The 15,320-nt window shown below is 72.5% G+C and carries 6 protein-coding genes; 5 read left to right on the top strand and 1 reads right to left on the bottom strand.

All coding sequences use genetic code 11. From position 1 onward, the window contains the following. Positions 1 to 21: 21 nt before the first annotated feature. From AB0I54_RS46980 to AB0I54_RS46960, 5 genes are all read left to right on the top strand, one after another. Positions 22 to 8,940 carry a type I polyketide synthase gene (locus AB0I54_RS46980; protein ID WP_363302548.1) on the top strand — a complete coding sequence of 2,973 codons (8,919 nt, stop codon included), beginning with the start codon at positions 22 to 24 and terminating at the stop codon, positions 8,938 to 8,940. 68 nt (positions 8,941 to 9,008) lie between these two features. After that, entirely contained in the window at positions 9,009 to 10,265 is a 1,257-nt protein-coding gene (gene ccrA, locus AB0I54_RS46975) for a crotonyl-CoA carboxylase/reductase (protein WP_363302547.1), read from the top strand. Positions 10,266 to 10,332: 67 nt separating this feature from the next. Further along, positions 10,333 to 11,532, top strand: a complete 1,200-nt coding sequence (locus tag AB0I54_RS46970) for a cytochrome P450 (RefSeq protein ID WP_363302546.1) — start codon at positions 10,333 to 10,335, stop codon at positions 11,530 to 11,532. A 114-nt stretch (positions 11,533 to 11,646) separates the two neighbouring features. Further along, the gene (locus tag AB0I54_RS46965) at positions 11,647 to 12,861 is read left to right on the top strand and encodes a cytochrome P450 (RefSeq protein ID WP_363302545.1); all 1,215 of its coding nucleotides are present in this window, start codon (positions 11,647 to 11,649) and stop codon (positions 12,859 to 12,861) included. Between the two features lie 44 nt (positions 12,862 to 12,905). Then, positions 12,906 to 13,100: a ferredoxin gene (locus AB0I54_RS46960; protein ID WP_363302544.1), complete on the top strand. Its 195-nt coding sequence runs from the start codon at positions 12,906 to 12,908 to the stop codon at positions 13,098 to 13,100. A 33-nt stretch (positions 13,101 to 13,133) separates the two neighbouring features. On the opposite strand, the gene AB0I54_RS46955 is transcribed toward AB0I54_RS46960, so the two are convergent. Then, positions 13,134 to 15,170: a hypothetical protein gene (locus AB0I54_RS46955; RefSeq protein WP_363302543.1), complete on the bottom strand. Its 2,037-nt coding sequence runs from the start codon at positions 15,168 to 15,170 to the stop codon at positions 13,134 to 13,136. Between the last annotated feature and the right edge of the window lie 150 nt (positions 15,171 to 15,320).

Here is a 15,320-nt window from a genome sequence, read left to right as displayed (position 1 = left end):
GGCGGCATCATCAAGATGGTCATGGCCATGCGCCACGGTGTGCTGCCGCGGACCCTGCATGTGGACGAGCCGACGCCGCACGTGGACTGGTCGGCGGGCGCGGTGCGGCTGCTGACCGAGGCCGTCGACTGGCCGGAGACCGATCACCCGCGCCGGGCCGCTGTGTCGTCCTTCGGCGTCAGCGGCACCAACGCCCACACCATCATCGAACAGGCCCCGCCGGCCCAGGACGAGGAGCCCGCAGGGGCTGCCGCCGACGGCCCCCTGGCGTGGGTGCTCTCCGCCAGGAGCGATACGGCGCTCAAGGCCCAGGCGGCCCGGCTGCTGCCCTTGGCACGGAGCGAGGTGCGGCCGCAGGACGTCGGGCTCTCGCTGGCCACGACCCGCGCGGCCATGCGTCACCGCGCCGCGGTCGTGGGGGATGACCGTGAGGAACTGCTCCTCGGGCTGGCGGACTTGGCCGCCGGGACCCCTTCGTCCCGTGTACTGCTGGGGCGCCCGGCCGGCGGCAAGACCGGGTTCCTCTTCTCCGGGCAGGGCTCGCAGCGTATCGGCATGGGGCGCGAGTTGTACGCGGCGATTCCCGTCTTCGCCGCGGCCTACGACGAGGTGCGCGCGCGTCTGGACGCCCCCGTTGATGTCGACGCCGAGACGCTGCACCTGACCGGGCGCACCCAGCCCGCGCTCTTCGCGGTCGAGGTGGCCCTGTTCCGGCTCCTCGAATCCTTAGGCGTCCGGCCCGACTTCGTCATGGGCCACTCGGTGGGCGAGATCGCCGCCGCGCACGTGGCCGGTGCGCTGTCCCTGGACGACGCGGCGAAGCTGGTGTCCGCCCGCGCCGCGCTGATGCAGGCCCTGCCCACGGGCGGCGCGATGGTCGCCGTGCAGGCCACCGAAGAGGAAGTACTGCCCCACCTCACCGACGGGGTGAGCATCGCCGCGGTCAACGGCCCTTCGTCGGTGGTGGTCTCCGGCGACGAGACGGCGGCCCTGGCGATTGCCGCGGCCTTCGCCGGGCAGGGCCGCAAGACGTCCCGGTTGAAGGTCAGTCACGCGTTCCATTCGCCGTTGATGGAGCCGATGCTGGAGGAGTTCGCCGAGGTCGTCCGTGGCCTGGCCTTCGACAGGCCCCAACTCCCCGTCGTCTCCAACCTCACCGGTCAGCTCGTCGAGGCCTACACCCCCGAATACTGGGTCCGGCACGTCCGCGAGGCCGTCCGTTTCGCCGACGGCGTCCGGACCCTGCACGACCTGGGCGTGAAGACCTTCATCGAGATCGGCCCGGGCGGTGTCCTGAGCGGCATGGCGCAGGGCTGCCTGGGCGAGGCCGTCACCGTGCCCGCCCTGCGTGCCGACCGCCCCGAGCGGCAGGCACTCGTGACGGCCCTGGCCCATCTGCACACGCACGGCGTCGCGGTGGACTGGAGCGTCTTCTTCGCCGGCGCGCGAAAGACCGACCTGCCGACCTACGCCTTCCAGCACGAGCGGTACTGGGTCGACGCCCCGCAAACCGCTACCGCTCCGGCGGTGGACCCGGTGGACGCGGAGTTCTGGGAGACCGTGGAGCGCGAGGACCTGCAGGCACTCGCCGAGACCCTGGACATCGGCACAGGGGACGCGTTCAGCGACGTGCTGCCGAGGCTGTCGTCGTGGCGTCGGCAGCGCAAGGAGCAGTCCACCGTCGACAACTGGCGCTACCGCGAGTCGTGGAAGCGCCTGGGCGAGCTCGCTCCGGCCGGCATCGGCGGCACCTGGCTGTTGGCCGTTCCGGAGGAGGAGAACGAGCAGACCGCCGCGGTCCGCACCGCGCTCACCGCTCGCGGCGCCACGCTGAAGACACTGGTCGTGGGCGCGTCGAGCGACCGCGCCGGTCTGGCCGGGGAACTGGCCGGGATCGGGCCGGTCGACGGCGTGCTGTCCCTGCTCGTCACCGGCGACCCCGTGCTGCCCACCCTGCTGCTCGTCCAGGCGCTGGGCGACGCGGGCGTCGACGCCCCGCTGTGGTGCCTCACCTCGGGCGCGGTGGCCGTGAGCGGCTCCGACGCCGTACGCGACGCCCGGCACGCCCAGGTCTGGGGCCTGGGCCGCACCGTAGCCCTGGAACTGCCCCGGCGCTGGGGCGGCCTGATCGACCTGCCGGAGTCCGTGGACGACCAGGCCGCCGCACGCCTGGCCGACGTGCTCGGACAGGCGCTGACGGGCCGGTGGGAGGAGGACCAGCTCGCGGTCCGCGCCTCGGGCGTCTTCGCCCGGCGGCTCGCCCACGCGCCGGCACGGGCGGCCACCCGCAACTGGCAGCCCCGCGGCACCGTCCTCGTCACCGGTGGTACAGGGGCGCTGGGCGGCCACGTCGCCCGTTGGGTGGCGCGCGGCGGCGCCGGACACCTCGTCCTCACCAGCCGCCGGGGCGCGGACGCCCCGGGCGCCGCCGCCCTGCGCGCCGAGTTGGAGAACCTCGGCGCCCGCGTCACGCTCGCCGCCTGCGACGTGGCCGACCGAGACGCCGTGGCGGCCCTGCTCGCCGAGCACGCCTTCACCGCCGTCGTGCATGCCGCCGGAGTCGCCGACGCCGGCATGGTGGACGACACCACCCCGGCCGCCTTCGCCGCCGCGCTCGCCGCCAAGGCCGACGGCGCCGCGCACCTGGACGAACTTCTGGGCGACCAGGAGCTCGACGCCTTCGTCCTCTTCTCCTCCATCTCCGGCGTCTGGGGCAGCGGCGGCCAGGCCGCCTACGCCGCCGGCAACGCCTTCCTCGACGCTCTCGCCCGGCAGCGCCGCGACCGCGGCCTCACCGCGACCGCCGTCTCCTGGGGCCCCTGGGCCGACGGCGGCATGGTCGAGGACGGCGACGACGAGGAGCGGCTGCGCCGCCGCGGCCTCGGACCGATGACCCCCGCAACGGCGATCACCGCTCTGCAGCGCGCACTCGACCGCGACGAGACCCTGCTGACCGTGGCCGACGTGGACTGGGCGCGCTTCATCGTGCCGTTCACCCTCGGCCGGCCCAGCCCGCTGCTCGGCGACCTCCCCGAAGTACGCGCGACACTCGCGGACGACGCCCCTGAGGCGGGTCACGGCTCCGGGGCGCTCGCCCAGAGCCTGGCCGGGCTGTCGTACGAAGACCGCGCACGCACCCTCGTGGACCTCGTGCGCACGCACGCCGCCGCCGTCCTCGGCCACCGCGAAGCGGGCGCCGTCGAGACAGACCGGCCCTTCCGGGGCCTCGGCTTCGACTCCCTGACCGCCGTCGAACTCCGCAACCGGATCAACGAGGCAACCGGCCTCGCCCTGCCCACGACACTGGTCTTCGACCACCCCACGCCCGCCGACCTCGCCGCCCACCTGCTCGCCGAACTCACCGGCGGCCAGGACACGGCGGCCACGGCCGCTGCGGCCGCGGCGGTGCTGGACGAGCCGATCGCCATCATCTCGATGGCCTGCCGCTACCCCGGCGGCGTGCGCTCGCCCGAGGACCTGTGGGAGCTGGTCGCCTCCGGCCGCGACGCGATCTCCCGCTTCCCCGGCAACCGTGGCTGGGACGTCGAGGCGCTCTACCACCCGGACCCCGACCACCCCGGCACCACGTACACCACCCACGGTGGATTCCTGCACGACGCGGACGAGTTCGACCCGGCGGTCTTCGGAATCAGCCCCCGCGAGGCCATCACCATGGACCCGCAGCAGCGCCTGCTGCTGGAGACCACCTGGGAGGCCTTCGAGCGCGCCGGGATCGCCCCCGACGCGATGCGCTCCACCGTCACGGGCGTCTTCGTCGGCTCCGGCTACCAGGACTACACCGGCCGCCCGCTCAAGGTGCCCGACGGCGTGGAGGGTTACCTCCCCAGTGGCAACGCGGCCAGTGTGATCTCCGGCCGGCTCTCCTACGCCTTCGGCCTGCTGGGGCCGTCGCTCACCGTCGACACCGCGTGCTCGTCCTCGCTGACCGCCCTCCACCTCGCCGTGCAGGCGCTGCGGGGCGGCGAGTGCTCCATGGCGCTGGCCGGCGGTGTGATGGTGATGGCCGGACCGTCCGCCTTCACGATGTCGAGCCGGCAGCGCGCGCTGTCCGCCGACGGCCGCTGCAAGGCGTTCTCCTCGTCCGCCGACGGAACCGGCTTCGCCGAGGGCGTGGGCCTGGTCCTGGTGGAGCGGCTGTCCGACGCCCGCCGCAACGGGCACCAGGTCCTGGCCGTCGTCCGGGGCAGCGCGGTCAACCAGGACGGCGCCTCCAACGGTCTGACCGCGCCCAGTGGCAGGGCCCAGCAGCAGGTCATCCGGCAGGCGCTGGCCAACGCACGGCTCGCCCCGGACGAGGTGGACGCCGTGGAGGGCCATGGCACCGGAACCCGGCTCGGCGACCCGATCGAGGCGCAGGCGCTGCTGGCCACGTACGGCAAGGAGCGTTCCGGGGACCGGCCCCTGTGGCTGGGCTCGTTGAAGTCCAACATCGGCCACGCGCAGGCGGCCGCAGGCGTCGGCGGTGTCATCAAGATGGTGATGGCCATCCGCAACGGCATCCTGCCGCGGACGCTGCACATCGATGAGCCGACCCCCGACGTCGACTGGGCCGCCGGGAACGTGCGCCTGCTCACCGAGCAGACCGTCTGGCCCGACCAGGACAGGCCACGGCGTGCGGCCGTCTCCTCGTTCGGGATGAGCGGCACCAACGTGCACACCATCATCGAGCAGGCTCCGCAGGATGCGCCCGCCACCGAGGGCGAGCAGACCCCCGCTGCGCACGACGCGCCCACCGCCGAGGACGAGCAGACCCCCGCGGCGAAGCACGCGACCACCGCCGCCCGTCCCCTGGACGTGTTCCCGTGGGCGCTGTCCGCGAAGACCGCCCGGTCCCTGCGCGAGCAGGCCCGCCGGCTGCTGCACCACCTCGACCGCACCGAAGCGCTCTCGCTGCCCGACGTCGGCCGCGCCCTCGTCACCACGCGGACGCGGCTGGAGCAGCGGGCCGTGGTCGTCGGCCACGACCGGCACGAACTGCGGGCCGGGCTCGCGGCGCTCGCCGACGGCGAACCCGTGGACACCGTGGTCCAGGGCACCGCCGCGGCCTCCGGCAGGGTGGCCTTCGTCTTCCCCGGGCACGGCTCGCAGTGGGCGGAGATGGCCCGCGAACTGCTGGACACCTCCCCGGTCTTCGCCGAGAAGGCGAAGGCCTGCGCCGAGGCGTTCGCCCCCTACCTCGACTGGCCGCTGCTCGACGTCCTGTGCGCCGAGCCCGACGCGCCGGACGTGGCCGAGGTGGAGGTCGCCCAGCCCGCGCTGTTCACGGTGATGGTGTCGCTGGCCGCCCTGTGGCGCTCCTACGGCGTGACGCCCGCCGCCGTCGTCGGCCACTCGCAGGGCGAGGTCGCCGCCGCGTACGTCGCGGGCGCGCTGACGCTGGACGACGCGGCCCGGATCGTCGCCCTGCGCAGCCGCTCACTGACCAAGCTCATCGGCAAGGGCGCGATGCTCGCGGTCGCCATGCCCGCCGACCGGGTCCGTGCGCGGCTGGAGAAGTACGGGGACCGGCTGTCGGTTGCCGCCGTGAACGGGCCCGCCGCCCTGACCGTCTCCGGAGAGCCCGACGCGGTCGACGAACTCCTGGCGGAACTTCAAGCCGAGGGCGTGCGCGTGCGCAAGGTCCGCGGCGCCACCGGCGCCGGGCACTCCGCCCAGGTCGAGAGCCTGCACCCCGAACTGCTCGAGCTGCTGGCCCCGGTCGCGCCGGTCTCGGCGGACGTCCCCTTCTACTCCACAGTGACCGGCACGGTGCTGGAGACCACCGCCCTGGACGCCGAGTACTGGTACCGCAACGCGCGGCACACGGTGGAGTTCGAACGGACCGTACGGACGCTGCTCGCGGACGGGCACGGGGTGTTCGTCGAGTGCAGCCCCCACCCGCTGCTGGCCGGCGAGGTGCAGGAGATCGCGGAGGAGGCCGGCGCCGACGCCGTGACCGGGGCCTCGCTGCGCAGAGGCCAGGGCGGCATGGACCGCTTCCTGCGCTCCGTGTCCGAGCTGCACGTGAGCGGCGTACCCGTGGACTTGACGGTCCCCTTCGCCGGGCGTCCGGTACGGCACGTGAACCTGCCGACGTACGCGTTCCAGCGGCAGCGGTACTGGCTGGAGAGCGCCGACCCGGTGCCCGCGGGCACCGATCCGGTCGAGGCCGGGTTCTGGGAGCTGGTGGAGAACACGGACCTGTCCGGACTCGCCGAGGAACTCGGCGCGGACGACGCCGCCCTCGTCGGCCCGGCGCTGCCGGTGCTGTCCGCGTGGCGTCGGCGCGGCCGCGAGAAGTCCACGGTGGACAGCTGGCGCTACCGCGTCTCCTTCCGGCGGCTGACCGACCACCCGGCCCCCGGCCTGCACGGCCTGTGGCTCGCCGTCCTGCCCGCCGGACTGGCGGACGAGCAGTGGGCGCCCTGCGTCGTCGGCGTGCTCGGCGCCCACGGCGCCAAGGTGCGGGTCGTCGAACTCCCCGTCGACTGCGACCGCGCGCAGACCGCGAACCGGCTCGCCGAGGAACTCGGCGGCGAACAGCCCGCCGGTGTCCTGTCGATGCTCGGCCTCGCCCCCGGCTGCCACCCGGACCACCCGACACTGTCCGCGAGCCTCGCCACGACCGTCACCCTGCTGCAGGCGCTGGGTGACGCGGACATCCAGGCACCGCTGTGGTGCGCGACCAGCGGAGCCGTGTCCACCGGAGCCACCGACCCGCTGCGCGACGCCCGCCAGGCACAGCACTGGGGCCTCGGCGTCGTCGCCGCACTGGAACTGCCCCGGCGCTGGGGCGGTCTCGTCGACCTGCCCGAGAAGCTGGACGAGCACGCGCTGCGCCGCCTGGCCGGAGTGCTGGCCCAGCACGACGAGGATCAACTCGCCGTACGTGCCGACGGCGTGTACGGCCGGCGCCTGGTCCGGGCGCGGCCCGCCGACGCGGAGCCCGCGACACCGTGGCTGCCGCGCGGCACCGTCCTGGTCACCGGCGGAACCGGCGGCGTCGGCCGGCACCTCGCCCGTTGGCTGGCCGGCGCCGGCGCGCAGCACGTGGTGCTCACCAGCAGGAGCGGGCCCGACGCCCCCGGTGCGCGGGAACTGCACGCGGAGTTGACCGCCCTGGGCGCCGAAGTGACCATCGCCGCCTGCGACATCGCCGACCGCGACGCGGTCGCGCGGCTGCTCGCCGGCATCGAGTCCCGGCACCCGCTCACCGCGGTGCTGCACGCCGCCGGTACGGCACGGTCGTCCATGCTGGCCGACGCCGCCCTCGACGAGTTCGCCGAAGCCGCGGCCGCCAAAGTCACCGGCGCCCTCCACCTCGACGCATTGCTCGACGGCCGTGAGCTGGACGCTTTCGTCCTCTTCGCCTCCGGTGCCGGCGTCTGGGGCAGCGGCGGGCAGGCCTCCTACGCCTGCGCCAACGCCTTCCTCGACGCCCTGGCACTGCGGCGGCGGGCCCGCGGCCTGACCGCGACCTCGGTCGCCTGGGGCGGCTGGGCGGGCGGCGGCATGGTCGACGACACGGTCCAGGAGCGCGGCGAGCGGCGCGGCCTGGGCGTCATGGCCCCCGAGCTCGCGATCTCGGCCCTGCGCCAGGCCGTCGAGCACGACGAGGCGGCCCTCACCGTCGCCCCGATCGACTGGGAGAAGTTCCTGCCCGCCTTCACCGTGGGACGGCCCAGCCCGCTGCTGGCCGACCTCCCCGACGTACAGCGGCTCCTGGAGGCCGAGCACGCCGCTGGCGAGGAGACCGGCGCCGGAGCGACGCTGGCGGCCGAACTCGCCGCACTCGCCCCGGCCGAGCGGGAGGATCGGCTGCTGGAGCACATCCGCGCCCAGAGCGCCGTGGTCCTCGGCCACGCTTCGGCCGAGGACGTGCTGCCCACCGCGCACTTCCTGGAGCTCGGCTTCGACTCGCTCACCGCGATCGACCTGCGCCGGCGCCTGGCGGCAGCGACCGGTCTGCGCCTGCCCGCCGGACTGGCCTTCGACCATCCCACGCCCGCCAGGCTCGCCAAGCACCTGCTGACCCGGCTCCAAGACGCCGGCCGCGACGCGGCGGAAGAGCGGCCCGCCGACATGCTGGTGCAGCTCTACCGGCACGCCAGCGAGACCGGCACGGCCGCCGAGGCCATGGGGATGCTGATGCAGGCGGCCCGCTTCCGGCCTTCGTTCGAGCGGCCCGAGGAACTGGCCCAGTGGCCCGCCCCGGTACGGCTGTCGCAAGGCGGCCGTCCCTATGCGCTGATGTGCTTCTCGCCGTACGTCGTACCGGCCGGGGCGCACCAGTACGCGCGGTTCGCCACACCCTTCCGCGACCGGCTGGACGTGTGGGCGCTGGTCCACCCCGGCTACGAGAAGGGCGAGCCGGTCCCCTCCGACCCGGACGTCGTGCTCCGGCTGCACGCGCGGACCGTACGGGAATGCGCCGGCGGAAAGCCGGTCGTCCTGCTCGGCTACTCCTCCGGCGGCTGGATCGCCCACGGCGTGGCGGCACACCTGGAGGCCATGGGCGAGCAGCCGGCTGCCGTGGTGATGGTCGACAGCTTCAGCCACGAGGTCCCCTTCGACCACCAGGTGCTGAACGCGATGGCCCAGGCGCAGTCGCAACGCCTGGACTTCATGAGGTCAGGCGGCGAACAGCTCACCGCGATGGGCCGCTACATGAGCCTGTTCGACGACTGGGCCGCGCCGGAGATCGCCGCGCCGACCCTGCTCGTACGGGCGAGCGAGCCCATGCTGGCCGGCGCCGCCGACGGCGACGGGCGCGCCGCACCGCCCGAGCACGTGGACACGATCGTCGAAGTGACCGGAAACCACTACTCGATGCTGGAGGACCACGCCGGCACCACCGCGGCGGCGGTGGATTCCTGGCTGGCGGACGTCGTCACCGATGCGACCGGCCCCACCGCACCTCCGGACACAACGACCGCATGACCGGCCCGCGACCACCGCGAGCACCGCGAGCACCCCAGACCGGACACAGCAGACAGGGGAGAGAAAACATGACGAAGGGTCTCTACGAAATGGGCGAGACCCCGCCCCTCGGCGAGGTCCCGCGGCAGATGTACGCCTCGGTGATCCGCCAGAACCGCTTCGGAGAGCCGAAGCAGGCGTTCCGCACAGAGGTCGTCGACACCCCCCAGGTGGGCCGGGGCCAGGTGCTGGTCTATGTCATGGCCGCCGGCATCAACTACAACAATGTGTGGTCGTCGCTGGGCAACCCGGTCGACGTCATCGGCATGCGGCAGCGCCAGGGACAGCCGGAGGACTTCCACATCGGAGGCTCGGAGGCCTCCGGCGTGGTGTGGGCCGTCGGCGAAGGCGTCCGCAACGTCAAGGTGGGTGACCATGTGCTGCTCACCAGCGGCCAGTGGGACGAGACCGCCGAGGACATCCGGATGGGCACGGACCCGCTGGTCTCGGAGAGCATCAAGGCCTGGGGGTACGAGACCAACTACGGCTCCTTCGCGCAGTTCTGCCGCGTCGACGAGTACCAGTGCCACCCCAAGCCCACCCACCTCTCGTGGGAGGAATCGGCGGCCTTCCTGCTCACCGGGCCCACCGCCTACCGGCAGCTGTTCGGCTGGCAGGGCAACACGGTCCGCCCCGGAGACCCCGTCCTGATCTGGGGCGGTGCGGGCGGCCTCGGCTCCATGGCCGTCCAGCTCGTCAGGCTGGCCGGCGGCATCCCGATCGCCGTGGTCTCCAGCGAGGACCGCTCCGAATACTGCCGCCGCCTCGGTGCGGCCGGCACCATCAACCGCCGCGACTTCGACCATTGGGGCCGGCTGCCCGACACCAAGGACGCCGAGGCGTCGGCGCGGTTCCTGCGCGGTGCTCGCGGCGTCGGCAAGAAGATCTGGGAGATCCTCGGTGAGCGCAGGTCCCCGCGGATCGTGCTGGAGCACAGCGGCCAGGACACCCTGCCGACCTCGATGTACCTGTGCGACAACGCCGGCATGGTGGTGATCTGCGGTGGCACCTCCGGCTACAACGGAGACGTCGACCTGCGCCACCTGTGGATGCGCTCCAAGCGCCTCCAGGGCTCGCACTACGCCGACACCCGCCAGTGCCGCGAGGTCATCAACCTCGTCGGCGCCGGCATGCTCGACCCCTGCCTGTCCGCCTGCGAAAGCTTCCAGGACATCGGGCGCATGCACCAGATGATGCACGACAACGTGCACCCCTCCGGGAACATGGCCGTCCTCGTGAACGCGCCTCGGCGCGGCGAGACCACCCTCGAACTCGCCGCCGCCTGACCGTCCCCGTCGTACGAACCCCCTCCCACAAGCACAAGAACCCCCTCCCACAGTCACAAGGAGAGTCGTGCCCGAGCCCACCGCCGACGCGCCCGCCGTCCCCAAGACCCGCAGCTGCCCGTTCCTGCCGCCGGATGGCCTCGCCGACATCCGGGCGGCCGCCCCGGTGACCCGGGCCACCTTCACCAGTGGCCACGAGGCGTGGCTGGCCACCGGCTACGAGGAGGTACGCGCCCTGCTGCGCGACCCCTCGTTCAGCGTCCAGGTGCCCCACGCGCTGCACACCCAGGACGGCGTCGTCACCCAGAAGCCCGGCCGCGGCAGCCTGCTGTGGCAGGACGAGCCGGAGCACACGTCGGACCGCAAGCTGTTCGCCAAGGAGTTCACCGTCCGGCGCATGCAGGCGCTGCGGCCGAACATCCAGCGCATCGTCGACGAGCACCTCGATGCCATCGAGGCGCGGGGCGGCCCGGTCGACCTGGTGAAGACCTTCGCCAATCCGGTGCCCTCCATGGTGATTTCCGACCTGTTCGGTGTCCCCGTGGAGCGCCGGGCGGAGTTCCAGGAGATCGCCGAGGCGATGATGCGGGTCGACCAGGACGCCGCAGCCACCGAGGCCGCCGGCATGCGCCTGGGCGGACTGCTCTACCAGCTCGTCCAGGAGCGCCGCGCCAATCCCGGTGACGACCTGATCTCCGCGCTGATCACCACCGAGGACCCCGATGGCGTCGTCGACGACATGTTCCTCATGAACGCGGCCGGCACCCTGCTGATCGCGGCCCACGACACCACCGCCTGCATGATCGGCCTCGGTGCGGCGCTGCTCCTCGACCGCCCCGACCAGTTGGCACTGCTCCGCGAGGACCCGTCGCTGGTCGGCAACGCGGTCGAGGAACTGCTGCGCTACCTCACCATCGGCCAGTTCGGCGGCGAGCGCGTCGCCACCCGGGACGTGGAGCTCGGTGGCGTGCGCATCGCCAAGGGCGAGCAGGTCGTCGCGCACGTCCTCGCCGCCGACTTCGACCCCGCCTTCGTGGCGGAGCCGGAGCGCTTCGACATCACCCGCCGCCCCGCCCCGCATCTGGCCTTCGGCTTCGGCGCACACCAGTGCATCGGCCAGCAACTCGCCCGGATCGAGCTGCAGATCGTCTTCGAGACCCTGTTCCGCCGCTTCCCGACCCTGCGCCTGGCCAAGCCTGTCGAGGAGCTCCGCTTCCGCACCGACATGGTCTTCTACGGCGTGCACGAGCTGCCCGTCATCTGGTGACCTGCGCACCACGGCCCACTGCCACAAGGCCGTGCTGACGGGCTGAAACCTGTTTCCCACAGCCCGTCACGTATCGATGAACGACCGCACTGCCGATCGTCCGAAAGGCACAGCATGACCGAAACCGAAATCCGCCTCACCGAGTCGCGGGCCCCGTCCTTCCCCCAGGACCGGACCTGCCCGTACCACCCGCCGAAGGGCTACACGGAATGGCGGGGCGAGAGCCCGCTGACGCGGGTCACGCTGTTCGACGGCCGACCGGCATGGCTGATCACCGGGCATGCCGAGGGACGGGCGCTGCTCGTCGACCCCCGGCTGTCCTCCGACTGGGGTCACCCGGTCTTCCCCGTCGTCGTCCGGCGCACCGATGACCGCGGCGGGCTCGCCTTCCCGCTGATCGGCGTCGATGATCCCCTGCACGCCCGGCAGCGGCGCATGCTGATCCCCAGCTTCGGCGTCAAGCGCATGAACGCCATCCGTCCCAGCCTTCAGAGCCTCGTCGGCCGCCTCCTGGACGACATGCTGGCGAAGGGGCCGGTCGCCGACCTGGTGTCGGCCTTCGCCCTGCCGGTGCCCTCCACGGCGATCTGCGAGCTCCTCGGAGTCCCTTACGGCGACCACGTCTTCTTCGAGGAGTGCTCCCGCGACTTCGTGGGCGCCGCGACGTCGGCGGAGGCCGACGCGGCCTTCGGAAAGCTGTACACGTATCTGCACGGCCTGGTGGGGAAGAAGCAGGCCGAGCCCGAGGACGGCCTGCTGGACGAGCTCATCGCACGCCAGTTGGAGGAGGGCGACCTGGACCACAACGAAGTGGTCATGATCGCGCTGGTCCTGCTGGTGGCCGGCCACGAGACCACCGTCAACGCGATCGCCCTCGGAGCCCTCACGCTCATGCAGCACCCCGAGCAGATCGACGTGCTGCTGGGTGACCCCGACGCGGTGTCGGGCGTGGTGGAGGAACTGCTGCGGTTCACCTCCGTCTCCGACTACATGGTCCGGATGGCCAAGGAAGACATCGATGTCGGCGGCGAGACCATCAAGGCCGGGGACGCGGTGCTGGTCTCCATCACGCTGATGAACCGCGACGCCAAGGCGTACGAGAACCCCGACGTCTTCGACGCCCGGCGCAACGCGCGGCACCACGTAGGCTTCGGCCACGGCATCCATCAGTGCCTGGGGCAGAATCTCGCCCGCGCCGAGCTCGAGATCGCCTTGGGCACGCTCTTCACCCGCATCCCGGGCCTGCGGCTGGCCGTACCCCTGGACGAGGTGCCCATCAAGGCCGGCCACGACGCCCAGGGCCCGATCGAACTCCCCGTCACCTGGTGAAGGCTCAGGCGGCGGGAACGGAAGGAAGGGAGGCGGGCCACCCCGTGCGCATCACCGTCGACCGCGACCGGTGCATCGGCTCCGGCCAGTGCGTCATGACGGCACCAGGCGTCTTCACGCAGGACGACGACGCGCTGGTCGCCCTGGTCCCGGGACATGAGGACGGGGCGGGGGACCCGCGTGTGCACGACGTCCCCCAGGCGTGTCCGGTACAGGCGGTCGCGATCTTCGAGGACTGAGCGGTATCGGCCGTGCGGCGGGGGCCACCGCACTCATCGGCCGGAGGCGGGCCGGTCCCGTCCTGGGCCCAGGCCCGTGGGCGCGTCGTCGGCACCCCGGCTCAGCAGTTCGTGGAGCAGCGGGGTCGCGGGCAGCGCCGGGTGGAGGTACACACGCTCGCGGCGTTGTTCGACGGCGGCCAGCAGCTTCCGGAAGGTGGTCCTCGCCTCCTCGATCCGCCCGCTGTGATGCTGCGCCTGGCCCAGCAGGCCCAGGTGGAGCGGGTGGCGCAAGTACGTCCTGGACTGGCCGAATTCGGCCAGCGAGCTGTGGATGAGGGCGAGGCCGTCGTGGTGATGGCCCGTGTGCGCCAAGCCCCACCCCTTGACGACACCCAGCATCGCCTTCCAGTAGAGAAGCCCGTGTTCGCCCGCGACGCGAACGCCCTCGTCGCTCGAGGCGAGCGCGGTGCGGGTGTCTCCCTCCCAGGCCGCCACGACCCCGTCCACGTACAGCGCGAAGGACCGGTCGGACGGCCTGCTTTCGTACTCGGTGAGGCTCAACACCTCGCGTCGGCGCGCGTCGGCCGTCTGCCGGTGTCCGAGGAGCCAGTGGGTGAAGGTGTCGTAGGAGCGGCAGGAGACGCGCGGGTCGTGCTGGAAGGTACGTGCCAGCTCGTGGCCCTCGTCGGCGAAGCGGTCCGCCATGTCGACGCCGCGCTCCAGTTCGGCGAGCGCCTGCGGAAGCATGCCGCGCACATGCAGCACGATGCCCTCGCCGTACGCCGCGCCGAGCGCCGCCACGGGCTCCCGGGTCTGCCGCGAGATGTCCCGCAGCAGGCCGGAGAACTGCCGCGAGGCGTCGTAGCGGCCGGTGACCAGGTGTGCCGTGCACAGCGCCCAGAGCACCGACGGGTCCTCGGGGGCATGCGTGGCCGTGCTGAGGGTGCGACCGCGCGTCAGTTCCGTCTCGGCCTCGGGGTGGCCGTAGCCGCGCGTGGTGGCGAGTACTTGGCCGAGCTGGATGTGCAGCTTCCGTTCCAGCCTCACGGTGGCGGGATCGTCCGGAGGCAGGAAGCCGACCAGGTGCACGGCGCGGCGCAGCCAGATCTCCACCTGTTCGTACGCCATGGCCTGCTCGGCGTGTGCCGCGGCGAGCAGCAGCCGGGGCAGCACCTCGGGGGCGGGCAGCGCACTCTTGGCGTGCCAGCTGTGATGAGCCACCCGCTCGATCTCCTCGTCCCCCACCTGCCCGCGCCTGCGTGCGCTCAGCGCTTCGGCGACCCTGGCGTGCAGGCGGTGGCGGTCCTCACGCGGGAGCTCGTCGACGAGTGTCTCCTGGACCAGGGCGTGAGCGAAGTGCAGCCGTCCCGGATGGTGCGGGTCCTCCCCGAGCAGGCCGGCACGGATGGCGGACTCAAGACCTGCGATGACCGGTTCGTCGGACGTGGCGGTCCGGTGCAGCAGGTCGGTGTCCACCTCGGCGCCGATGACGGCGCAGAGGCGAAGCACCCACAGGACCGGCTCGGGCAGCGCGGCGAACCGCTGGTGCAGAGCCTCGCGTACGCCGGTAGGAATGTGGGTCAGGAGCGTGTCGACGGCGTCCGGGCGACGGAGTTTGCGAGCGTCACCCACAAGGGAGAGAAGCTGCATCACGAAGTACGGGTTGCCTTCGCTGCGCCGGTGCAGCACCTCGACGACCTTCGGATCCACGCCGGACCCCGCATATGTCCCGACCAGGGCGCCGACCGCCTGTAGGGACAGCCCGCAGAGGCGGAGTGTCTCGGTCCTGGGGCCGCGCAGGACGTCGGAGACCATGCGGCGCAGCGTTGCGTCCGACTCCGCCTCGGACGCCCTGGCCGTGAGCACGATGCCGAGCGGATGGCCCTGGCAGCGGGTGCTCAGGAGCCTGAGCAGGTCGAGGGAGGCGGTGTCCGCCCATTGCAGATCTTCGAGGAGCAGCACGAGCGGCTGTTTCCCGGCGAGGGCGAGTAACACCTCGCAGACCGCGTCGTGGGCGAGGAAGCGGGCCTGACACCAGTCGGAGGCCCACTTGGGACCTCCGGTCCGGGCCGCCGACCACTCGGGCATCAGGGGGGCGAGCAGGGCGCCGTACGGCTGCGTCGCCGCGTGAAAGGCTTCCGGCTGTTTGTAAGCACGTGATTGGGCTCCAGTGCACGGATGAAAAGTGGCTCCGGGTGTACGGAGTTGATCTGGCTCCACTCCGGTGAGGTGGCCTCC

This window comes from Streptomyces sp. NPDC050625 (assembly GCF_040654755.1).
Lineage (GTDB): Bacteria > Actinomycetota > Actinomycetes > Streptomycetales > Streptomycetaceae > Streptomyces.
This window is presented reverse-complemented; position numbering and strand designations above follow the sequence as displayed.